Below are 21,777 nucleotides of genomic sequence, written 5' to 3' on the forward strand. Positions count from 1 at the left end.
CTGGTCGCACGTCACGGCCGTCACGCTCAACCCGGAGCGCGAATCGGTCGTCACTGCGGCCTCGCGTTCCCGAAATACTCAGCCATTGGCTGCATGAATGAGGCGACAGGTAGCTTGACGCGCGCCGTGGGCACCTGAGCAGGCCTCCATGCCTATGATGCAAGGCGGCAGCGCCGCGACCAGCTCGTGCAGCTTGTCGCGCGGCACGGCCGGCCGCACGAGCTCGGCCTTGCCGGCCTCGTTCACCCCATGCAGGGCAAACACGTTCTTGGCGAGATCAATACCGACGGTCAGAATAGCCATGGACTTCCCCTTCCGAATATGTTGATGAGAGATCGCACTTCCCATCGTGGCACTTGGTTGCCGTTTGCCGCAATGCGGCCAGTTCGGGACGGGGAAGTCCCTTTCATTCGTTATGCCTCAGTGAGCTTTCTATGAGCACGACATCGTCCGAGTTGCTGAGCATCATGTCTCTCCGCCTGTCCATGCTTGAGACCGGCGTAACGGATCCGCATCCAGCTGTCGCAGCGGCAACGAGACGCTTGGTTGAGCGGCTTAGTACGCTTCCGTCTAACGAAACCATCCAAGTCGCCTGCACAGAGAGCCCTCTGCATGCTCAATACATCCGAACAAGCACCGGTGAGGTGCTTGCTGAGATTCGTCTGCCGAATGAGGCATAACCCTTCGCTGCAGCGGACGGCTTCTCCGCCCGCTGAGCGCGAACGTTAGGCGTCGGAATGCCAGTCTGTCCAGGGTGCCTCGCCAAGCTTGATTCCATGTATGTTTCGGGCTGCTTCAACTGCAATGCCGGGTTCGGTGACGGAAGTAGTTGGAAACCCGTTCCGGCTCGACTGGCCCCGAAGACACCAGAGGGCCAACCCCTCAAACCGCCGGTCTCACAAAACGCCTTTGGTCAACTTGTGACTTACCTGATTGGAGGCGTCGTCGTGATTGCCGCATGCTTTGTCGGCGCTCTTGCCACAGCTTTCGCGGGATCCGGGCACGGTCAACCAGTTTGGCTTATTCCATTCCTCGGAGTAACTCAAGCTCTGCCGCTGCTCGTGTTCTGTGTCTTGTCATGGCCAATGCTCTACTCAATTGCGAATCGCACGCGGTTTGGGCAATTTTCGACGGTGTGGCGCGGATCCATAGTCGTCTACTTTTCTAGCTGGGCTTTGCTCTTCGTTTCTTCGCTTATTGGGGGCGCGATTGGTTCTCCGTAGAGGCGCGATGCCTAACCGGTCTTCCGAGCGGACTGCCCTCGGCGAGCCTCGGTCAGCCGCTCAACTTCAACGCTGGGCTGCCAGAAATCGGCTTCGACTTGTTCAGTGGCAGCTCGGGCTTGCCAATCGAGCCACGCCGATTTCCGCTTTGGGCACATTGCAGCCCCACGACTACTAAATCCGACCGACCGCAACCAGCCTGGTCGAGCCCGCCAGCTTTCGGAATTGCTCGCCCTGAAGCGGCCGTTCAGGACGCAATCTTTGAGCGACTGCTCTCGGGCGATGACGTTGGCCGAGCGGGCACCCGCACCCGGCCACAACCAGTCACAGCCGAACGGCAGCAGCAAGAAGCGGGAAGCAAGCGGTTCGCAGCTGGAGGCAGCTCCCCGTGCATTTCAGCGCGGAAGGAGTGGCGCCACAAACGACCTGGCGGCCCTCAGATTCTCGTGAGCCAGCTGACGCATCTCGTGCGACAGAGGGACCGGCAGATCCTCTTGCATTGCAGCCATCCAGAACCGTTCAGCCGCCGCGGCCGCGCGTGCCCATACCTCGGGCTGGGCGCCGATGGCGCCGACCTTCGGCTCGATGGGAGTCAGGTCCGGGTCCACCCCGCCGCCTAGCGAGGAGTAGCGCATCGGGAGGATGTCGTAGGCCGGCGCGACGCCTTGGTATTCACCATCCTCGCGGATGAGAAGCGAGATGTTCTCGAAGTGCCGGTCGTTGTTGCCGATGAGCTCGCTGAAGGCGGCCATGACATCAATGTTCCTGGCTTCTTCGGCTGTGAGGTAGCGCTCTTGCTCGCAGCGTGCTGCGAACTCGGACCAGGAATCCCTCATTCCGAAGAACTCGTCGTCGACGGAGCCGGCTGAAAGCATGCCGACTCGGCCATTCAAGCCGATGCGGTCGAAGCGCTTCACTTCCAGGAAGACATAGTCGCCTCCTGCAAGCAACTGAGTGCTGCTCGCGGGAACGCCGACCTCGGCCAGAGACCGCAGGGCTAGGTGCTCAAGCGGCAAAAGCTCAGCCATGCGGCTGCCGACCTTGGCGAACTTGACGATGACGTGCCCGGTGTCCTCCGTCAGCCAGAGGAACTTTGGCTGCTCACCACCTGCACTGGAGCCATAGGCAGCACCCCGCAAAGCGGTGGCCATGCCAACGTAGTCGTCGATCTTGTCCTCGGCCGGCGTTGGATGGACGGCCAAGAAGGCCAACTCCCTTTCAAGGGGGGCACCGCCGAAGATCAGGTTGCCGGGCAGGTTCAGGCCCTGCGTGAAGAGGTAAGCAACCCGATGGTCGTCGTTCCAGTCCTTGAGGCTGGTCGGGAACGGCTGGTTTCTCGCGGCCTCATGTGCCAGCTGCCGCCCCAGGAAGCCTGAGGGTGCTGCGAAGAGCATGTATGGCGGCAAGCCTTCATAGAGGCGCGTCACGTCGCCGATCCGCTCAACAGTGGCGCCGCCAGCAAGGAACTCGACGTCGGCAAACGGCTCAATGTTGCCTTCGCGCATATGCCGGTAGATTCGCTGGCGTGCACTCAGGCCCATCGGAAGCTGACGCAGCAGGCCGTACATCGGCGTACGAACCCCCGTCACACGGAAGTTCGTCACCTTGCGCGATAGACCCTGAATAGTTCGGGAGAGCGTTGATTGACTGATCCCGAGCGCGGAAATGAGTTGCGCAGCCGTACGAATCCCGTAACGAAGCTGCCGCTCAATCTCCTGAGAGAGTTCGGCGTTCGATTGACGGTTGGTGGCGTTCACATGCTTTTCTCGTGAATAGTTCAGAGAATTTTATATGAATACAAACATGAATGCTTCAACGTCATCCTCAGGGCTCTTCGGAAGACAAGCATCAGCCACTCTGCGAAAGGCGGAAATGCCAATCTTGAGCTTCGACGTTGAACGGCCGCATTTCGGCAATCAGTTCTGCGAGATGGATGTCTGCAGAGGGTCGACAGCACCAGTTCGGCACTGCGAGCAGCAGACATTCAGAGCGGATTGACGGGGTGATAGATCGCATGCGAGGTTGAAAGACCGCAGCGCCTTCGACACGGGTCGTTGGCGCCGCTGAGTCGACAGGCGTGCCGGTGACGGCTTCATGTCGCGGACCGTGAACCCGGCTTCCGGGCTCGGATGACAGCAATCGCTGCTTATGGAGAGCTTTCCATAAGCAGCGTTATGCACAGCACGCGGTTATGCACAGTTGGTCCGGCAGCGCGACGTCGCCGCCCTCGCAGGAGGGCGGCGGTCGCGCGTTTTGAGCTGCGCATAGTCACAGGGTCTTGAGGAACTTCAACAGATCGTCGTCCGCCCGGAACCGACGTGGGACCACGTTGGGATCCTGAAGCCTGGCCAGCGCCTTCTCCTTCATGGCGAGGTCGGCCTCAACGTACTGGTGCGTCGTCGCCGGACTCTCGTGCCCAAGCCATAGGGCGATCACGCTGATGTCCACACCCGACTGCAGAAGATGCATGGCCGTCGAGTGCCTCAGGCAGTGTGGAGAGATCGTTCTCCCGGCCAAGCTCGGCGTCGTGAGCGCCGCGGCCTTAACGGCCAAGGCCAGGCGCTGCGTCACGTTGGATCGCGTCATCGCCTGTCCGCCGCGGTTGGGCAGCAGGGCCGACGTCGGAGTCAGTTCCGGGTTCAATCTCAACCAGGCGCGGATCACCTTGACCGTCGATCGCCAGAGCGGCACCGACCGCTGCTTGCGCCCCTTGCCGTGCAGATGCACGCAGGCGGCCGGGGCCAGCACAACGTCGCCCACCTTCACGCCGATCGCCTCCGACACGCGGGCGCCGGTGTTGTACAGCAGGGCCAGCAGCAGCTTGTCCCGCTGGCTCACCCAATCCGCTCCCGGCGCGTCGATCACGGCCAGCATCTCCTCCCGTGTCAGGAACTCGAACATCGGCCGTTCGAAGCGCTTCATCGGCACGCCCAGCGCATGCTCGATGAGCTGCAGCGCCGTCACGTCCCGACGTGCCGCGAACTTCAGGAATGAGCGCAGCGCGGCCAGTCGCGCATTGCGGCTGCGGACGGTGTTGTGCCGATCTCGTTCCAGATGATCGAGGAAGTCCAGGATCAGCGCGGGCGTCAGGTCGGCGAGCGATAGCGTCGTTGGCGTCTTGTTCAGTCGCGCCTGGGCGAAGTCCAGGAACAGCACGAACGCGTCCCGGTAGGCCGCAACGGTCTGCGGGCTCAACGCGCGCTGCTGAGTCAGATGTTCGGCGAAGAAGGACTGGACCAGCGTCGCGAAGCTCGGCGGGGCTGGCTTGCGGTGGTCGGGGCTACTCATCGTCGCTCTCCGCGACGTCGGCGAAGCGTTCGAATCGAGCGCCGGCCAGCGCCATCAACTCCGGCACGCCGCTCAGGTACCAGTAGGTACTGGAGATGTTGATGTGGCCCATATACGTGGACAGGGCCAGCATTCGTTGGTCGAGGTTCGCTCCCTGCTGATGCCACAAGATCATCCGCCTCACGGCGAAGCTGTGGCGCAGGTCATGCACCCGCGGTCGACCATGGCCGCCGCGATCGATCCAGCCCAATTGCTCGCGTAGTTCGCAGAACACTCGATGCACCTGTCGATCTCCCAGCGGCTCACCTCGGTGCACCCCTCGCGAGCCGACGAAGAAGGTCATCTGAGGCTTCGCGGGCACGTGCTGGCGGCGCAAGGCCCGGTAGGCGGCCAGCGGACCGATCACGCTGGGGTGCAGCGGCACCATGCGGGACTTGCCGAACTTGGTCTGCTGGATGGTCAGCACGCCGCCGTCCAGATCCGCATCGGTGTCGGCCAGGTCGATTGCTTCGGAGACCCGAAGTCCGGCCGACGCGATCAGGCCGAACAGCGTGGCATAGGTGGCTGCGCGAAGGCCATCCGAGGGTCCGAGCCCGCGGGCCGCGACGATCAGCGCAGCGATCTCGGCTTCACTGTAGATGTGCGGTGCCACGCGGCGCGGGATCGGACCGAAGCTGGAATCGTCCGGCACTTCGATGGACGGATCGAACTGCTGCATCCAGCGCATGAAGGGGCGCAGCGTTGCCAGCCGGCGCGCAGCGGTATCGACATTGGCCTGTCCGTCCACGAGGTATCGGGGCTGCACCTGGCGCGCCCACCGAACCATCACGTCCACCGTCGATGCGCCGCTCTGTTCCTCGCAGGCCATGAAGCGGGCGAAGTGGCGCACGGCGTGATCGGATGAACACGGCTTGAACCCGAGGCGCCGGCGTTCAGCTAGGTACTGCTCGACCTTGGCGGTGAGGTCGATGCTCCCCGATGACGCGGCGCTCATGATGCGCTCCCAGGCCAAGGCAGAGCAACCTCGGCAAGCAGTTGCAAGTCGAGCTTGGCATAGATCAGCGAGGTGTCCAGCGATCGATGCCGAAGGACATCGGCAACCTCCTTGATCGAACTGCCGCTGTTAACCAGACGACAGGCCAGCGTGTGGCGCAACGAGTGGCAACTGCGTGAGATTCCAGCACCTCGCAGGGCACGCCCGATTGCTTGGCTCACTGTGTCGACGCCGATGGGTCTGTCGTGTGGCGCCAACCGACGGACGAACAGCGACGGCAACGTGGTGGCTGGTCGTTCGCGCCTCATGTACTCCGCCAGCGCTTGTCCGGTGAGGGCTGGCAGCGGCAGGACATCCTGACGCTGGGACTTCGTTCGCTTCAGGGTCACCGTGCCGGCTCGCCAGTCGAAGTCGCCGATCTCCAGCTTAGCGATCTCGCCTACGCGCAGTCCGAGATCCAAGGCCAGGCGCACCATGGCCAGCAGGCGCAGCGGCGCCCGCTTCGCTTGAGCGCAATGCGCTTCGAGCCGTTGGACTTCCTCGGTGGTGAGGGCGCGCGGCAGCGATGCCTGGCTCCATCGCACCGGCGACGATATGGCGCCGAGCAGGGCATTCACTGAGTCACCGCAGGTCCCGCGGTATCGGAAGTAGGCGCGCAGCGCTGCCGTGACCGCGCTGGCATGCGACGCGCTGCTGACCCGCGTGAGCTCGCTCGCGATGAAGCTGCGGACGTCTTCCGGCTGCAACTCGCCGATGGCGATGGCCTTGCCGGCGACCTTGCATTGCAGCAGTTGGCTGATGCGCGCGAGCCGACCCTCTCGGGTGCCAATCGCCAGACCTCGCGCGTCGCGCATGTGGACGTTGTAGCGATGCAGTTCGTCCGCGACGGGGCCGCTGGGTCCTGGCAGTTCCACGATGACATGCTGCTCCCGCAACAAGGCCAGCAAATGCCCGAGACTGGCGCTCAAGTCGCTGCGTGTGCGCAGGGCCGCGGGATGGCAGTCGCAGCGTGGCAGATGCGAGTCTAGGAACTGCCCGACGAGGGCTTCGTCGATCTGCTCGGCCGACAGCTGGCACTTCGTCATCCAGTGGGCAAAGTGCGACCAGGCGCGCAAGGCCACCGCCGAGCTGCCGTCGGCGTACCGACCTCGCTCCAGCAAGGTCTGGAACGCTTCGACGTACGAGGACAGCGGGCCGTCGAGCAGCCAAGCCCTGGCCAACGGGTGCATAGAGCGGATCAAGTCCATGGCGATCTCCAGTTGTGAGATCGCCATCCATGCGCCGGCCGCGAACTTATGTCCAGTTCAACGGCCCCCTCCCGGCAGCCCGCCCAGGGAGGTCGCGGCTTGCAGCCGGATCAAGTCCGAGAACTGTTCATAACTGCGAACTGTGCATAACGCTGCGAAGCCGCTCTTCATGCTGGCTTCAGGGGCACTGGAGAGGAGGTCCACTTAGCACGGATCCAGGCCGAATCGGCCGGCAATGTTGCTTCGGCGAACTCTGTTTGCATAGATTTTTCGAGGGGGGCCTGACTTCAGTATTCCCGACGGACTTCCCAGTTCAACGTTAATGCAGACACATCAAGAACTTACGAGCGTCGCTCTCGACGGACACTATTTGTTGGAGTCAGGACAGCCGGTGGATCCGCTGGGCGACCGGCAGGGCCGCCCAGTAGGCCCGCTAGGCGACCGGCAGGGCCGGCCGTGCCGGTCGCTCGTTGCTCGGCGGCGTCGCGCAGCGACTGCGTATATTTCGAGACCACGCGCAGCCTCAAGCCGATCGACGCCCTGCCCGCCTGGGCGATGAGTTGCCTGTTCGTTGCCGCAGACCAGTGCCGCAAGGGCCTGGCCCGCCAGATGGTCGTGGCGGCGGCTGAGCATGCCTTGCGGCACGGCGCGCCGGTGCTGCAGGCCCAACCGGTCGACGGCTCTGGGGCGACAGCCGAGCCGACCTTCGATTTGGACCGGGCTGCCGGCACTGTTCGAGCCGGCCGGCTTGCGGCCCGCCCAGGCCGCCAGATCAACTGGCGGCCGCCACCTCTACCGGCTTTGGCCTGAGGGCGCGCGCAGCTAGACCAGGCGCTCGCGTGTCCTGCGCGCTACATCCTGCAGCCAGGGCTGGCGCTCCCAATGTGAGCGCGCAAAGGCTTCGATCTGCTCGCGATAGCTCAGCGAAAGCCCGATCACGTCCAGGCCCTCGACGAACATGCGACGGTGGCGGGACGAGAGCTGGAAGTCGGCATTGACCGACGCGCCGCGCACCTGCATCGCGCCAAGATCGATGCTCAGCGCCTGGCCGGCTTCGGCCTCGGCCATCAGCGCGCTGACTTCGGTCTCGGCCAGCACCACCAGCGCCAGCCGGTTGTTCATCGCGTTCGAATAGAAGATCTCGCCGAAGCTGCTCGCGATCACCGCGCGTATGCCGAACTGCTGCAGCCCCCAGACCGCATGCTCGCGGCTGGAGCCGCAGCCGAAGTTGGCGCCACCCAGCAAGATCGCCGTGCCGGCATGCTCGGGGCGATTGAGCACAAAGTCTCGGCGTGGCCGGCCCTGGGCGTCAAAGCGCAGGTCGTAGAACAGGCCGCAATCCAGGCCCGCCTTGTCGATGCCGCGCAGAAATTGCTTGGGCATGATCTGGTCGGTGTCCAGATTGTCGATGCGCAGCGCTGCGGCGCGGCCGCTGATCGTTGTCGATTCAGGCATGCAGGCTCTCCAGTCGGCGCACATCGGTGATGACACCGGTGACCGCCGCAGCCGCGGCCATTGCCGGGCTCATCAGATGGGTGATGGCGCCGCGCCCCTGGCGGCCCTCGAAGTTTCGGTTGGTGGTGGACGCGCAGCGAACGCCCTCGGCCAGCACATCGTCGTTCATCGCCAGACACATCGAGCAGCCCGGCTGGCGCCATTCGAAGCCAGCCGTCTGCAGCAGCGCGGCAATGCCCTCGGCTTCGGCCTGGACCTTCACCGCGCCGGAGCCCGGCACCACCATAGCCCGCACGCCCGGCGCCACCCGGCGCCCGCGCACGACAGCGGCGACCGCCCGCAGATCCTCGATGCGGGCATTGGTGCAAGAGCCGATGAAGACATGCTGGATCGCGGTGCCCTCGATCGGAGCGCCGGCCTGCAGTTGCGTGTAGCGCAAGGCCTGCTCCGTGCTGCGCCGCTGCGCGCCCTCGGGATGCGGCACACGAGCATCGATCGCCACCACCTGATCGGGGCTGGTGCCCCAGCTGACATGCGGCACCACATCGCTGGCATCGAAACAGTGTTCAACGGCAAACACGGCATCGGCATCGCTGTGCAGGCCACGCCAATGCGCCAGCGCGGCGTCGCACTGCGCGCCCCAGATATCCGGTGCTCGGGCCAGCACATAGTCGATCGCGACCGCGTCCGGTGCAATCAGCGCGCCGCGCGCGCCGGCCTCCACTGCCATATTGCACAAGGTCAAGCGCGCCTCGACCGACAGTGCCGTGATGGCCGTGCCGCAGAACTCCACCACATAGCCGCGCGCGCCCTGGGCACCGATGCGGCCGATGATCTTGAGGATCAGATCCTTGGCGGTCGTTCCCGCCGGCAGTCGACCATCGACGCGGATGCGCATGTCCTCGGCCAGGCGGTACACGAGGGTCTGGGTCGCCAGCACATGCTCGACTTCGGAGGTGCCGATGCCAAAGCCCAGCGCGCCCAGCGCGCCATAGGTGGTCGTGTGACTGTCGCCGCAGATCACCACCATGCCGGGGCGGATCATGCCGTGTTCGGGCGCAACCACATGCTCGATGCCTTGCAGCGCATCGTTGGTGTCGAACAGCGGGATCGCATGGCGATCGCAGTTGCGCTTCAGATTGCTGGCCTGCAAGGCCGAGGCCGGGTCGCGGATGATGCGCAACTTGTCCGGCTGGGTTGGGATGATGTGGCTGACCACCGCGACGTTCTGCCCCGGCACCAGCACCTCGCGGTGCTGCGCGTGAAGGCCGGCAAAGGCCTGCGGGCTGGTGTATTCGTTCATCAGGTGCAAGTCGCAGAACAGCAGCACGTTCTGCGCGTCCAGCACGGCAACGGTGTGCGAATCAACCAGCTTGCGATACAGGGTGCTCGCCACGGCTCAGGCCTCCAGCAAAAAGGGCAGCGCCCGCGCCAGCAGGGCGTGGGGTGCTTCCTCGGGGATGTAGTGGCCACAGGGCAAGGCCTCGCCGTCGACGTGCTCGGCGACACGGCGCCACTCCTGCAAGGGCTGGAAGCAGCGCTGCACCACGCCCTGCGCACCCCAAAGCGCCAGCAGCGGCATGTTCAGCCGGCGGCCTGCATCACGGTCGGTGCGGTCATGCGCGAGATCAATGCCGGCGGCGGCGCGGTAGTCCTCGCACAGGCCGTGCGCCGTGCCCGGCAGGCCCAGGCAGCGCGTGTACTCGGCCAGCGCCCGCGGATCGAATGGCGTCATGCCGGCGCTGCGACTGCCCATCACATCGCGCAAATAGGCGGCCGGATCGGCCGTGATCAAGCGCTCGGGCAGCGGTGCGGGCTGGATCAGAAAGAACCAGTGCCAGTAGGCGCGGGCGAAAGCCTCATTGGTCTGTTCGTACATCGCCAGGGTCGGTGCGATGTCCAGCAGCACCAGGCGCTGTACCTGCTCGCCATGGTCGGCCGCGAGTCGGTGCGCGACGCGCGCGCCGCGGTCGTGGGCCAGCACCGCGAAGCGCTCATGGCCCAGCGCGCGCATCAGGGTCAGCATATCCCGGGCCATCACCCGCTTGCTGTAGTTGGCGTGGTCGGCCGCACCGCTGGGCTTTGACGAATCGCCGTAGCCCCGCAGATCGGCCAGCACCAGCGTGAAATGCTGGGCCAGGACCGGCGCTGCCTTGTGCCAGATCGCATGGGTCTGCGGGTGACCGTGCAGCAGCAGCAGCGCAGGACCTTCGCCGCCCAAGCGGGCATGGATCTGCACGCCGTCCTCGACGGTGATCAGGCGGGACTCGAAACCCGGGAACAGGGGATTGGACATAGGTACCTCAATCCGCGGTGATGCCGCGCTCCTTGATCAGCTTGGCCCACTGCGGCATTTCCTTCTCCAGCCGCGAGCGCGCCTGGGCCTGCGTGCCGGGCAGTGGGTCGAATCCTTCGCGGATCATGCGCTCGCGGACCGCCGGGCTGTTGAGCGCCTGGTTCAGCGTGCTGTTGAGCTTGTCGAGCACCGGCTTGGGCGTGCCCGCAGGCGCGAACACCATGAACCAGGTCTCAAAGGCGTAGTTCGGCAGCCCGGCCTCGGCGATGGTCGGCACGGTGGGCATCAGGGCCGAGCGCTTGGCGCCGGTTACGCCCAGCGCGCGCAGCTTGCCGGCCTGCACATGCTGCTGTGCGGCCGAGAGCACCGGAAAGCTCATGTCGACGCTGCCAGCCATCGTGTCGGTCAATGCCGGACCACCGCCCCGGTAGGGGATGTGGACGATGGGCAGGCCCGATACCGCCTTGAAGAGCTCGGCCGACATATGAAATGTGCTGCCCGCGCCGGCCGAGCCGTAGGTCAGCTTGCCGGGCTGGGCTTTGAGCACGGCCAGCAATTCCTTGATGTCCTTGGCCGGCAGCTTGGGGTTGACCACCAGCACATGCTGGGAGCTCGCCACCATGCCGATCGGGGCCAGGTCCTTCAAGGTGTCGTAAGGCATCCTGGCCGTCAGCCCCGGGTTGATCGCCAGCGAAACGGTCTGCAGGCCTACCGTGTAGCCGTCGGCCGCCGACTTGGCGACCTGGTCGACACCCAGGTTGCCGCCGGCACCGCCCTTGTTTTCGATGAAAACGCTGCCGCCCAGCTGCTTGCCCCATTCATCGGCGATCAAACGCGCGGCGATATCGGCACTGCCGCCCGGCGCATAGGGCACGACCAGCTTGATCGCCCGCTCCGGATAGCTCTGCGCCTGTGCGCCGCCTAGAGTCAGCAGGCCTAGCAAGGCAAGCACAGTGTGATTGAAATGGCGCTTGTTCATCGGCGGTCTCCAGATGTGATCTTGTGCCCTGATGCTATCCATGAAGCGAAGTCACATAATGTCTGTTTCGACAATTCTTCAGGTCGTCAAATTCACCAATGGATGGTTTCTCCGACCTCGCCTTCTTCTCGCTGCTGATGCGGCACGGCAGCTTGGCGGCGGCAGCCCAGCACTTGGGCATCACGCCGCCGGCCGTCAGCAAGCGCCTGGCCGCGCTCGAGCGGCGCCTGGGCGTACGCCTGCTGCACCGGACCACGCGACGCATCAGCTTGACGCCCGAGGGCGAGACCTATCTGGTTGACGGCGCCCGGGTGCTCGCCGAGCTCGATGCGCTGGAGCGCACGGTCGCCGGCAGCCGCGCCGCCCCCATGGGCCTGCTGCGCATCAGCGCGACGCTGGGCTTCGGCCGCCGCCATATCGCGCCGGCACTGTCGGTCTTTGCTCGCGAGTTTCCCGAGGTCGAGGCGCAGTTGCACCTCAGCGATCGGCCGGTCAATCTGGTCGAGCAGGGGTTCGATATGCAGATACGCTTCGGTGAGCTGCCCGATGCGCGGCTGACGGCCCGGCTGCTGGCGCGCAACCGCCGTCTGCTGTGCGCAGCCCCCGCCTATTTGCAGCGTGCCGGCACGCCCGCCACGCCGCGAGAACTGTCCCGGCATGCCTGCATTTTTCTGCGCGAGAGCGACGAGACCTTCGGCACCTGGCATATGAGCCAGGGCGCGCGCCAAGAGACGATCAAGGTGCGTGGCCCGCTGAGCAGCAATGACGGCGAATCAACGCTGGCCTGGGCCCTGGACGGCCATGGCATCTTGCTGCGCTCGCAGTGGGATGTGGCCGAGCTGTTGCGCCAAGGCGCGCTGCTGCCGGTGCTGGCCGACTGGTCGCTGCCCTCGGCCGATATCTATGCGGTATTCCCGACCCGCAGCCATCTGTCGGCCAAGACGCGGGCGCTGGTGGATTTTTTGCTGCTGCGTTTTGCGCCCCACCGCTGCGAGGGCGGCGGCTGGTAGCTCGCGCTTTGCTGGGCGCCAGTCTCAGCCGCGAACCAGCATCACCGGCTGGGTCTGGGCTTGCTCGATATGACACAGCCCCGGGCAGCCGCTCTTGGCCAGAGCCGCGTCGAACACCTCGCGGGCGCAGTCATGACAGCAGCCGCAGGCCGAGGCCACACGGGTCTCGTCTTGCAAGACATCGAAGTTGCGGATGCCTGCGTCTACGCTGCGGCGGATATCGCGGTCGGAAACTCGGTGGCAGAGGCAGACGATCATGGGGCGCTAAAGCCTGGTCAGGACCGGCACCACGCCGGCTTGCCCCGAACTCTAGCGCAAATGCGAACCCTTCTCAATCATGTTCGCATCAATAACCCCAGCCGATGGCCGGGATTGATCACAAACGCTCAGGACGTCATCTGGGTCTGCAGCCAGTTCTGCTCGCCGACCTGGGCGACCAGCTCGATCTGGGTTTCCAGATGGTCGATATGTTCCTCGGTGTCGCTGAGGATGTCCTCCAGCAGCTCACGCGACACATAGTCGCGCACCGACTCGCAATAGGCGATGGCTTCCTTGAGCAGGCCGTGCGAGCCGACCTCGATCTTCAGATCGCAGTGCAGGGTCTCGACGGCGGTCTCACCGATGAAGAGCTTGCCCAGGTCCTGCAGATTGGGCAGTCCCTCGATCGTCAGAATGCGATCGATCAGGCGATCGGCATGCTTCATCTCTTCGATCGACTCCTCGTACTCATGCTTGGCCAGGCGCTCGTAGCCCCAGCTCTTGAGCATGCGGGCATGCAAAAAATACTGGTTGATCGCGGTCAGCTCATTCTTCAGCTGGGCATTCAGGTAGTCCAGAACCTTGGCATCGCCTTTCATGGCATTTCTCCTCTTATTGAATCTGGCGAGCATTGTGCTTGCTGGCGACCAAGGCCGCAGCGCAAACCCGTGAGTTCACGCTCTGCATACGAAGCGTTCTCAGGCGCAATTTGACTATTTGCAGTACGACACCATCATTCCTATTGCTATTGCGAATGGTTCGCATTTAAGATGCGATGCATGAACCCATCCATCCAAACCCTGCCGCGCCCCGCTGTGGCGCACGAGCCCGGCCTGCCGGTTCTGCCCTCCATGGCTGCGGCCGGCGTGCCGGACCGGCGACGGCTGAGCAGCCAGGCCTTGCTGGGCAATGAGCGCGAGGTCGAGATCGAGCATGGCGGCCAGCTCTATCGCCTGCGCTTGACCTCGCTGGGCAAGCTGATCCTGACCAAGTAAGCAACAGGGCTGCGGCTGCGCCCGCAGGCCACGAGGACCCCGTCGATGTGCGACAAGCCCAATGTCTTCTCCCGCCTGCTGAGCGACGAGCCCACGGTTGCAGGCGCCCTGCCCACACCCGCGCCCATTACTGACAGCGCCCAGCCCCTGGCACGCGGCTCGCGACGCAGACGCCTGTGGGAGCTACCGTCGCAGGCCTTGTGCCCAGTGATCGGGGTTTGCCTGCCGATGCCGGTCCTGCGCCGGCGCATCGATAGAATTTTGGGTGGCAGCACCATCGCCAGCGACTACGACCTGCATTGCGGTGCCATCAATGAGTGCGGCTCTCGCTCGGCCGTGGCCGAGACCCTGCAGCGCGAGCTGGACCAGCGCTACGCGATTGCACTGCGCCAGTCCGCCCAGCTCAAGAGCACCGAGGCCTTGTCGCGCTGGTGGGCCGCCGCCCAGCTCAGCAACGATGTCGCCGGCAGTCTGTGGGCGACGCTGACCCATGCGCGCTGCGACGCCGGCCTGCAGGAGCAGGTGCTGCGCGACATCCATATGCTGCAGCATCAGGTGGGCGCTGCCAACCGTGCCGATCTGCAGCGCCTGGAGGCCCTGCTCGACGAGAACCAGATCGTGGGTCGCGAGCTCGCCCAGGCCCAGTCGCGCAGCAGCCGCGCACTGGCCGAGCGCGCCTCCCAGATCGAGCGCCTGCAGTCGGAGCAGCTGCGCCTGCGCGGCGAGCTGCTGGGCCGCGACACGGCGATGGCCGGTCTGCGTGAAGACCTGCAGCGCCTGGAGGCCGCCGTGCCGGGCCTGCGCAACCGCCAGGAACAGGCGGACCAAATCCGTCTGCAGCAGGGCCGCATCCACGAGCTGGAGCGCGCGCTGCTGACAGCCCAGCAGCAAGTCGAGCGCGAGCGCCGCCGGGTCGAGGAAGCCCGGCAGATGCTGGATCTGGCACGTGCCCCGCAAGCGGCCCCCGAGCCTAACCTGGCCCTGCCCGAGCTGAGCGAGCGCGCGGTGCTGTGTGTCGGCGGTCGTCAGGCCGTGGTGCCGATCTACCGCCAGCTGATCGAGCGCACCGGCGGGCGCTTTCTGCACCATGACGGCGGCGAGGAAGACGCAGTGACAAAGTTGGACGCCAGTTTGGCGGCCGCCGATCTGGTGATCTGCCAGACCGGCTGCATCAGCCACGACGCCTACTGGCGGGTCAAGGACCACTGCAAGCGCCACGGCAAAAAATGCCTGTACCTTGACTCGCCCAGTGCAAGCGGCCTGCGGCGCGCTCTCGGATCTCTGGGTAGCGCCCCACAGGTGGAAGCGGGAGTCCTTCAGCAAGGTCATCAAGACTGATTGACTCAACCTGCTGTCGGCCCTTAACTGCCTGCGGGCGGGGCCGACTTCGACCCTGCTCACCCACGCACCCAAATGGACTCTGACCTTGGAGATGGCCACCGCGCTGGGAAATGCGACTGCCTGTGCTTGCCAGGAGCGACGCCGGCAGACCAGTCCGGCGACCTGCGCTAGAGCTGGCTGCGCAGACGGCAAGCTCTAGCTACAAACGCATGATCCCGCCTGAAGTGCTGGGTGGGGCCCTTCGCACGGGCGTGATGCCGGCAGACTTCGAGCCACACATCGGCGCGCTGCTCGATAAGGCTCCACTGCCACTGCTCGGTTCAGTTGCCGCGCAGACTAGCTCTGATGCCGCGCCGGCGGCGGATCAGGTGTGGTCACAGGAGTTGGTCACACAGTTGAAGATCACGCGGGAAACCGGCGCGCCGGCGATGCGAAAAGGAACAGCAGGCCATGGATTCGCCAGACGTAGAGTCTGGCCGCCGGTCGGCGCGCAGCCTCTGGGCGATTGAGCCTGGCTATCTGGACGGCTACACGTTCACGCCGAGCCCAACGCCCCGCTCGACAAGCCCGGCGAGGGATGGTGGTGCCCCGGGAAAGACCGAATAGCCCATTTTCGTCCTGAGGAGACCCCTCAGCTCGACGGACGTATCGCTGCTCACTCGACTCGGCCCCACTCTCGTCAATGCGATCCCGCACGGGGAACGCCGCTGGTGCATTCTTAGGAGGGTGGCCCCCTCAGTCAGCCGGGTCGCCGTCGAACTGCCGCGCGTACCGAATCTCGGCTTCAAGGATATCTCTGGCAGTGCGAATGATGGGTTGAATCTCCAACTCAACTTCCTGAATCTGATCCTCCTTGTAGGCCATCAGAAGCGCGCTCACGATTGAGAAGAAGACGTGATCCTTGCCGCCGACCTGATGAGAGAGCATCCCGTAGAGCCCGCCGCTTTGTCGCAGAGCCGTTGCATCAAACAGGAAGTCCATCAGCGTTACCTCCGCCGCCTCGATCGACGTGGTGAAGCGCAGCTGCCATGTGTACTTGGGCATCGACTCATAGAGTGCATCCACGACTTCGTCACGACTGATCGTCGTGCATCCACGCAACTGACTTCTGTATTGCGACACCTCCAGCAGCCGGATCGACCAGGAGATCAGCGGCGGCGTCGTGCCAGGCGCATACCAAACGCCCCCTCGGGTCTCATAGGTCTTCGCGACCTGATTGGCAAACAATGACACGCTCTCGTACGGGAAGCGAATCTTGTGGTTGATCGGAATGATCAGGTACTCAGGGGCAAACTTTCGGGCCGTCGTCCCTTCGCCTGCCAAACCGGAGTTGTTAGACAGAAACCCGGTCAACGCCTTCTCGACCGAACTGAATGGCGTTCCCATCACGCCTTCGATCGCGGCTTGCACATTGGATTGCACAGAAGGTGTGCCGAGGTTCTCGCCCTTGATGACTCGGACAAAGTCCCCTGCCCTGCACTGCTCGATATGGAAGCTCGTGAACGGCCCCAGGTTGTCATCGTGTGCAAATATCCGGCGAATCCGGTTGGCGCTGTTGCCTGCACCGAATTGCGGATCCTCGGCATAGCCGAGCGCTGTGACCGCATGCAGGCCTCGCTTGACAAAATCGGTAGACCGCCTTCGCCCCGTGTACAGATTGCCCACGAGGATAATCGGCCAGCCGGCGCTCACATAGGCCGCAACGTACTCGCAGAGTTGCGCTGAGTTTTTGTCGAGCGCGACACCACACACGATGCAATCGAGGCCGTGCGTCCGAAAGTAGGCTTCGATTTGCTCGAGCCCCAGGCCGCTCGTCGGGAATTTCCTGGACACCTCGCCCAGACTGCGCTTCATGTAGGTGGCCGACGCGCCGCTGGTGATCTCAAAAGGGGCTGGAATCTCCGGCGTCGTGATCTTTTTCGGCAGCCCATGTAGGGCGTACCAGATCGACGCGGTCGAGCACGCGGCGATTTCAGCATCCTGCTCTTGAAAGGCAATGGATCGAATCGACAGGCTGATCCCGTGCAATGACACATGGTATTCACGAAGGATCGGAAAACTCCGCGTGCGCCGTGAATTCACGTCATACCGAGGATAGGTCTTGAGGCAGGTCCTGCCGATGATCGTCATCGGCAACGGCTTGATCACGATAAAACCGAGGTAATGCGCGTTGATCAGGTGATCGTCCTCACGCGCCGGATCGGCCAAGGCCTCATCGCACATGCGATTGAGATCCGGCACCGCGCATGAAAAGAAATGCACCCGGTGAGTGACCTTGACGAACTCGTCGTGGCAGCGTGAGTAGTAGTTCGAATAGTCCAGCAGGTAGCCGGCATCCGTGTAGTCGGGCTCAATGACCACCGAGCTCGCCTCGAGCTCCTTGAGATACTTGCTCAAGCACTTGCACTGATCGCTCGACAGCGCGGACTCGTTCTCCACAATGTCCTTTAGCAGCGAACTCAGTGGCTGGAATTCTTTGATATCCATGCCCCTCTCCCTCGTGCGCACAACAAAAAAAAGGGCGACCAAGTCGCCCTTTTTCTTCAAATTCTTTTACACAGACACGCGCTGTGCCATCACTTCCTGATCGATCTGGCGAACGCGCCTGCGCTCCTCGGCCAGATTTCGAACCTGCTGCGATGCGGCCTTCAAAGCCGTATCAATCGCAGAGCCCGTCACCAGCTTCCGGGTGTCCTCGCGTTCGACGAATGCCGCGACCGCACGAGCTGCGCTCTTGGGAAAAAAGACCTTTTTCAACCCATACCCCCTCTTTGCGGAGACATCAGACGCTCCGCAGCTTGGCAACAAGCTGCGGATTGTAAAACAAATCTCATCAGCGCAGCGCAACTCTTGCCACCAAGACGTCGGCATCGCGTCAGTCGACCGTACTCCTTTCGCTGCCGAAGGGACAGAGCCTGATCAGGGGGCCGCACTGCGTCGTAACCTATCCATGGCTAGCCTGGCTTCTCGCCACCTACCTCATCAGCCAGGCCGAGACCGGGCTGTCGGCGCCAGCGCTCAAACGCCAGCTCGGCGTGAGCTACCCCACCGCCTGGCTGCTGCACCACAAGATCAACCGTGCCATGGCCGCGCACGACGATAGCCAGCGGCTGAGTGGCGCTGTGCAACTCGATGACGTCTATCTCGGTGGCGAGCGCGCTGGCGGCAAGGCAGGGCGAGGCTCAGAGAACAAGGTGCCCTTTGTGGCTGCCGTCTCGCTCGGTGAGCGCGGCCAGCCGATCGATCTCAAGCTCAGTCTGGTCAGCGGCTTCACGCTCGACGCTATCGGCCAATGGGCGCAGGCCAACCCGGCGCCGCAGACGCTGGTGCTCAGCGATGGTCTGGGCTGCTTCGCTGCCGTGGCCGATGCCGGGTGTGTCCATGTGCCCCGGGTCGTCGGCACGCTCAAGCCTTGCGACCTGCCCGAATCCAAATGGATCAACACCGTGCTGAGCAATCTCAAGACCTCGCTGGCTGGCGCGTTTCCTTCGCTGAACTACCGCAAGTCCGCCACCGCTCTCCTCGATGCAATCGACACGGACTTGATCAATCAACGGGCGCCGCATCTCCATCAGCGACTCGACCTTGCAGACGAGTCTCGTGACGAGCGCCGCAGCAAGAAGTCCTCAAAACCCGGCCCTCTCCGAACATAGAGTTCACTGCGCCTTTGGCAGCCGCAGCAAGCTTTGCGCCGAAGGAAGGGGGCGACCAGGCCTTGTGCTGCCAGCGACGCCTTGGACTTCGCATTGGCACCGAAAAACAAGCAAAGCGGCTCCATTGCTGCGCACCCGCACACTCGGAACGTCCGCCCGGGTGAGAAACGGACCGAGACCTGAATCGTCGCACATGAGCAAAACCAAATAGATACCACTTAAGCAAGGGGTAGACCTCGGGATGGCCCCCAGGAAGAATCCGCCCGCTGCCCACTCACAAGGCAGGCAATATACATAACACCCATAGCGGAGGATGAGAAATGAACTTGCAGAGAAAAGCCCCCACAATTGGTATTCAATTGGTTATCTCGCTGATGGCAACTCTGATGGTCCAGCAGGCGCAAGCCCTACCGGTCATCGATTTCGGCGTGGCCCAGGGCTACAGCGGCTTTTTCTTCGGTGATGTGAAGGCCCAGAACGATGTCGAGGGCCGCCTGGCCGTCGGCGGCGACTTCACCGGCAACGGTTCGATCGGCTATCGCACGCCCCACGGCTCGAACGGCCCCAGCCTGGTGGTCGGCGGCAACGCCCATTTCAACGCCAACGGCGGCATCTTCAACGGCCCCAAGACCCCGGTGGACACCAATGCCACGGTCGGCCCGATCACCGAGTATGAGAAGGCCCTGGGCTACGGCGTCTATGGCGGCACGCTCAGCGGTCAGACCCAGGGCATGGATCTGCGCCAGCAAGCCGGCGTGATCGATTTCGCCCAGGCCAAGAGCCAACTCGGCGCCTTGTCCGGTCAGCTGGGTCAGCAGGCCACCACCGGGACGGTCGCCGCCCCCTGGTCCGACACCACGCTGACCGGTAGCGGCCGCGCCGGCGTGGTCGAGGTGTTCGATCTAAACGCCAAGCTGAACTGGGAAGGCAAGCAGAGCATCGGCACGCTGGCGCTTGGCAATGTCGCGGCCGACTCTTGGGTCGTGATCAATGTTCGCAATGGCGGCGATGTGGCCTTCACCGGCGCCTTCCTTGGTCAATTCGACGATCTGCGCGGCCGTGTACTGTTCAACTTCGAGAACGCCAGCAATATCGCCGTCAACACCTTCATCGAGGGCAGCATCCTGGCCCCGAACGCCAACTTCCTGGGCCAGGGCCATGTCGAAGGCACGGTGATCGGCCAGTCGGTATCGCAGGCCTTCGAGATCGGCCACGAGCCCTTCATCCCGACCTCGCCGGTGCCCGAGCCCGAGAGTTATGCACTGATGCTGGCGGGTCTGGCCGCGATGGGCTTTGTGGTGCGCCGTCGCCGCCAAGCCTGATCAAGACCTCGCCAAGTCCTGGCACCAAGACCGCAGCCGCGCTAGAGCGCGGCCTGCGGTTTTTTCTTGCCCGCCACCAGGCGGCATCAGCAGCAGATCGCAGCTGGCGTGCGCCAGCAGACGCCCGCGCACGCCCGGAAAACCGCCCAGCCAGCTGCGCGGCCCGGCGCCGCCAAGCAACATCAGCTCAGCGCCGCTGCGCTGCTGGTGAACCAGTAGTTGGCTGGCGGTATCACCACGCCCAAGCGTGGCCAGCACACGGTTACGACGGCCATCCAGCGAATCGCTGATCTGCAGCAAGCGCTGCTGGGCACGGCTGCGAAGCTCGCGTCGGTAGGCATCAATCAGCGGGTGCCGCGAATCGGTGCCGCGCAATGCCACTTCATTGAAGCTGCCGAGCACATGGAACAGCTCGATGAGGGCCTGCGGTGCCAGGCTGCAGCTGACTTCGGGCAGTTCGGACTGAGCCTCAGCCAGGTCCAGCGCCACCATAAGGCGCCGGTAGGCGCGCTGCGGCTGGCGCTTGACCACCAGCAGCGGACAAGCGCTGCGGTCCGCCATGCGCGCAAGACTATGGCCGCGAAACCAACGCATCAGCCAGGGTTCGGGCCGGCAGCCCAACACGAGCAGATCGGCGCGGCGCGACAGCGCCACGAAGTCCGGCTGCCGCACGGCAATCTCGGTGCGCACCCGCAGGCCATGGCGTTGCGCCAACTGGCGGGCAACGCGCTCCAGACGATCAAGCGCGTCGGGCGGGCCGTGCTCGCGCGACAGCGGCTTGCAAACCACCCACAGCTCGGCCGCCTGTTCGGCGGCCAGCAATGCCGCACGCTCCATCGCACGGTTGCCGCCCGCTGAAAAATCGCAAAGGGTCAAAATTCTCTTGCAGTGCATCTCGGTGTCCTGAGTGAAGGCGCCATGCCGAGGGGCCAACCGCTTGCCAAAGGCGCAAGCGGGCGGCACAGGCGATGCGGCGCCGGATCGGTCTAGAGCGTGTAGTCGCCGCTGGCTTCGGGCTGGAAGAGGATGGCGTCGATCTCGGCCGCGGCCTCGTCACGATTGGGTGTCTGCCAGCGCGCCAGCGAACCCACAGGCAAGCCCAGCAGGCCGGTGCCGACCGGCGACAGCACCGAGACAAAGCCGACGCTGGGCTCGGCGTCATGCGGGTAGCACAGGGTCAGCCGGTGACGCCGCCCGCTCTGGACGCCGACGATCTCCACCTGCGAGTACATCGTGACCACATTGGGCGGCACCTGACGGGAGTCCACCAGATCGGCGCCGTCGAGCAGCGCCTGCAGGGCATCATGGGACTGAGCTTCGAGCAGCTTGCTCAGGCGGCGGTGATCCAGGGCCGTGAGCAGGCGCTCGGGCTTGGCGGTGTTGGGTGTATGCATGACGCAATCCGATCAAAAGCCAGCACGCCGCTTCAATGGAAAAAGCGGTGCGTGCCGACGCGCGGGGCGATGGCCCGGCGATCGATGGTGCGCGAAAAGATGAGGGGTAGCGGATCGCCGGGCTTAGAGGGGTGCGGCCGGCTGGGCATGCTGCGCAGCGGCCGCTTGTGCTCGGCAGGCACGCGACTGCAGTGCCGTCGCGAGAGCGGCGCACTGGACAGCGGAGCGAGAAGCAACAAGGACCGGGGCAGACATGGCGCCATTGTAGGCCGGCGGCAGCGCTTTGGCATAGGCGCGCTTCCTCCTTGGGCCCCGACACCGG

At 64.2% G+C, this 21,777-nt stretch carries 19 protein-coding genes and 4 pseudogenes; 8 read left to right on the top strand and 15 right to left on the bottom strand.

Features of this window, described 5'->3' with window-relative positions; all coding sequences use genetic code 11:
* Positions 1–126: 126 nt before the first annotated feature.
* From OOZ63_RS27045 to OOZ63_RS27065, 5 genes and pseudogenes are all read right to left on the bottom strand, one after another.
* Positions 127–303 (bottom strand): annotated as a pseudogene (locus OOZ63_RS27045) (IS110 family transposase); the annotation flags it as partial.
* Between the two features lie 1,315 nt (positions 304–1,618).
* Positions 1,619–2,980: a HipA domain-containing protein gene (locus OOZ63_RS27050; protein WP_266008787.1), complete on the bottom strand. Its 1,362-nt coding sequence runs from the start codon at positions 2,978–2,980 to the stop codon at positions 1,619–1,621.
* Between the two features lie 511 nt (positions 2,981–3,491).
* Positions 3,492–4,511 carry a tyrosine-type recombinase/integrase gene (locus OOZ63_RS27055; protein WP_266008788.1) on the bottom strand — a complete coding sequence of 340 codons (1,020 nt, stop codon included), beginning with the start codon at positions 4,509–4,511 and terminating at the stop codon, positions 3,492–3,494.
* Entirely contained in the window at positions 4,504–5,505 is a 1,002-nt protein-coding gene (locus tag OOZ63_RS27060; protein ID WP_266008789.1) for a tyrosine-type recombinase/integrase, read from the bottom strand. The genes OOZ63_RS27055 and OOZ63_RS27060 overlap by 8 nt, the downstream gene beginning before the upstream one ends.
* The gene (locus OOZ63_RS27065) at positions 5,502–6,626 is read right to left on the bottom strand and encodes a tyrosine-type recombinase/integrase (RefSeq protein WP_266008790.1); all 1,125 of its coding nucleotides are present in this window, start codon (positions 6,624–6,626) and stop codon (positions 5,502–5,504) included. Before OOZ63_RS27065 ends, OOZ63_RS27060 begins: the two co-directional genes overlap by 4 nt.
* 582 nt (positions 6,627–7,208) lie before the next feature.
* Here OOZ63_RS27065 and OOZ63_RS27070 point away from each other — a divergent pair.
* Positions 7,209–7,562, top strand: a complete 354-nt coding sequence (locus OOZ63_RS27070; RefSeq protein WP_266008791.1) for a hypothetical protein — start codon at positions 7,209–7,211, stop codon at positions 7,560–7,562.
* A gap of 12 nt (positions 7,563–7,574) precedes the next feature.
* Here the strand turns inward: OOZ63_RS27070 and leuD are convergent, their stop codons facing one another.
* The 4 genes from leuD to OOZ63_RS27090 are packed head-to-tail and all read right to left on the bottom strand — an operon-like array spanning position 7,575 to position 11,482.
* Positions 7,575–8,207 (bottom strand): 3-isopropylmalate dehydratase small subunit, encoded by a 633-nt coding sequence (gene leuD / locus OOZ63_RS27075; protein ID WP_266008792.1) that lies wholly within the window; start codon positions 8,205–8,207, stop codon positions 7,575–7,577.
* Positions 8,200–9,603, bottom strand: a complete 1,404-nt coding sequence (leuC, locus tag OOZ63_RS27080; RefSeq protein ID WP_266008793.1) for a 3-isopropylmalate dehydratase large subunit — start codon at positions 9,601–9,603, stop codon at positions 8,200–8,202. Before leuC ends, leuD begins: the two co-directional genes overlap by 8 nt.
* Before the next feature lie 3 nt (positions 9,604–9,606).
* On the bottom strand, positions 9,607–10,503 hold the full coding sequence (locus OOZ63_RS27085) for an alpha/beta fold hydrolase (RefSeq protein WP_266008794.1): 897 nt from the start codon (positions 10,501–10,503) through the stop codon (positions 9,607–9,609).
* Positions 10,504–10,510: 7 nt separating this feature from the next.
* Positions 10,511–11,482, bottom strand: a complete 972-nt coding sequence (locus tag OOZ63_RS27090; RefSeq protein WP_266008795.1) for a tripartite tricarboxylate transporter substrate binding protein — start codon at positions 11,480–11,482, stop codon at positions 10,511–10,513.
* A 98-nt stretch (positions 11,483–11,580) separates the two neighbouring features.
* Here OOZ63_RS27090 and OOZ63_RS27095 point away from each other — a divergent pair, with 98 nt between their 5' ends.
* On the top strand, positions 11,581–12,492 hold the full coding sequence (locus OOZ63_RS27095; RefSeq protein WP_266008796.1) for a LysR family transcriptional regulator: 912 nt from the start codon (positions 11,581–11,583) through the stop codon (positions 12,490–12,492).
* A gap of 24 nt (positions 12,493–12,516) precedes the next feature.
* Here the strand turns inward: OOZ63_RS27095 and OOZ63_RS27100 are convergent, their stop codons facing one another.
* Both OOZ63_RS27100 and bfr read right to left on the bottom strand, forming a co-directional pair.
* Positions 12,517–12,750, bottom strand: coding sequence for a (2Fe-2S)-binding protein (locus OOZ63_RS27100; RefSeq protein WP_266008797.1), 234 nt, complete (start codon positions 12,748–12,750; stop codon positions 12,517–12,519).
* A gap of 128 nt (positions 12,751–12,878) precedes the next feature.
* Positions 12,879–13,349, bottom strand: coding sequence for a bacterioferritin (gene bfr / locus OOZ63_RS27105; protein WP_137942997.1), 471 nt, complete (start codon positions 13,347–13,349; stop codon positions 12,879–12,881).
* A 180-nt stretch (positions 13,350–13,529) separates the two neighbouring features.
* Between bfr and hemP the strand changes: the two genes are divergently transcribed.
* From hemP to OOZ63_RS27120, 3 genes are all read left to right on the top strand, one after another.
* Positions 13,530–13,745: a hemin uptake protein HemP gene (gene hemP / locus OOZ63_RS27110; protein WP_266008798.1), complete on the top strand. Its 216-nt coding sequence runs from the start codon at positions 13,530–13,532 to the stop codon at positions 13,743–13,745.
* 45 nt (positions 13,746–13,790) lie between these two features.
* Positions 13,791–15,083 carry a DUF2325 domain-containing protein gene (locus OOZ63_RS27115; protein WP_266008799.1) on the top strand — a complete coding sequence of 431 codons (1,293 nt, stop codon included), beginning with the start codon at positions 13,791–13,793 and terminating at the stop codon, positions 15,081–15,083.
* Positions 15,084–15,295: 212 nt separating this feature from the next.
* On the top strand, positions 15,296–15,595 hold the full coding sequence (locus OOZ63_RS27120; protein WP_266008800.1) for a hypothetical protein: 300 nt from the start codon (positions 15,296–15,298) through the stop codon (positions 15,593–15,595).
* 226 nt (positions 15,596–15,821) lie between these two features.
* On the opposite strand, the gene OOZ63_RS27125 is transcribed toward OOZ63_RS27120, so the two are convergent.
* The gene (locus OOZ63_RS27125; protein ID WP_266008801.1) at positions 15,822–17,573 is read right to left on the bottom strand and encodes a hypothetical protein; all 1,752 of its coding nucleotides are present in this window, start codon (positions 17,571–17,573) and stop codon (positions 15,822–15,824) included.
* A 66-nt stretch (positions 17,574–17,639) separates the two neighbouring features.
* Positions 17,640–17,843 (bottom strand): hypothetical protein, encoded by a 204-nt coding sequence (locus OOZ63_RS27130; RefSeq protein WP_266008802.1) that lies wholly within the window; start codon positions 17,841–17,843, stop codon positions 17,640–17,642.
* Positions 17,844–18,034: 191 nt separating this feature from the next.
* Here OOZ63_RS27130 and OOZ63_RS27135 point away from each other — a divergent pair.
* The 3 pseudogenes from OOZ63_RS27135 to OOZ63_RS29330 form a co-directional block, all read left to right on the top strand.
* Positions 18,035–18,616, top strand: a pseudogene (locus OOZ63_RS27135) (IS1595 family transposase); the annotation flags it as partial.
* Between the two features lie 509 nt (positions 18,617–19,125).
* Positions 19,126–19,953: pseudogene (locus OOZ63_RS27140) on the top strand (collagen-binding domain-containing protein); the annotation flags it as partial.
* Between the two features lie 21 nt (positions 19,954–19,974).
* Positions 19,975–20,061 (top strand): annotated as a pseudogene (locus OOZ63_RS29330) (PEP-CTERM sorting domain-containing protein); the annotation flags it as partial.
* On the opposite strand, the gene OOZ63_RS27145 reads toward OOZ63_RS29330, so the two are convergent.
* Together OOZ63_RS27145 and OOZ63_RS27150 are read right to left on the bottom strand one after the other, a co-directional pair.
* Positions 20,062–20,955 carry a universal stress protein gene (locus OOZ63_RS27145; RefSeq protein WP_266008804.1) on the bottom strand — a complete coding sequence of 298 codons (894 nt, stop codon included), beginning with the start codon at positions 20,953–20,955 and terminating at the stop codon, positions 20,062–20,064. It lies immediately after the preceding pseudogene.
* A gap of 92 nt (positions 20,956–21,047) precedes the next feature.
* Entirely contained in the window at positions 21,048–21,455 is a 408-nt protein-coding gene (locus tag OOZ63_RS27150; RefSeq protein WP_266008805.1) for a GreA/GreB family elongation factor, read from the bottom strand.
* Between the last annotated feature and the right edge of the window lie 322 nt (positions 21,456–21,777).

This window comes from Paucibacter sp. PLA-PC-4, from assembly GCF_026241155.1.
In the GTDB taxonomy this organism is placed as follows: domain Bacteria; phylum Pseudomonadota; class Gammaproteobacteria; order Burkholderiales; family Burkholderiaceae_C; genus Roseateles_E.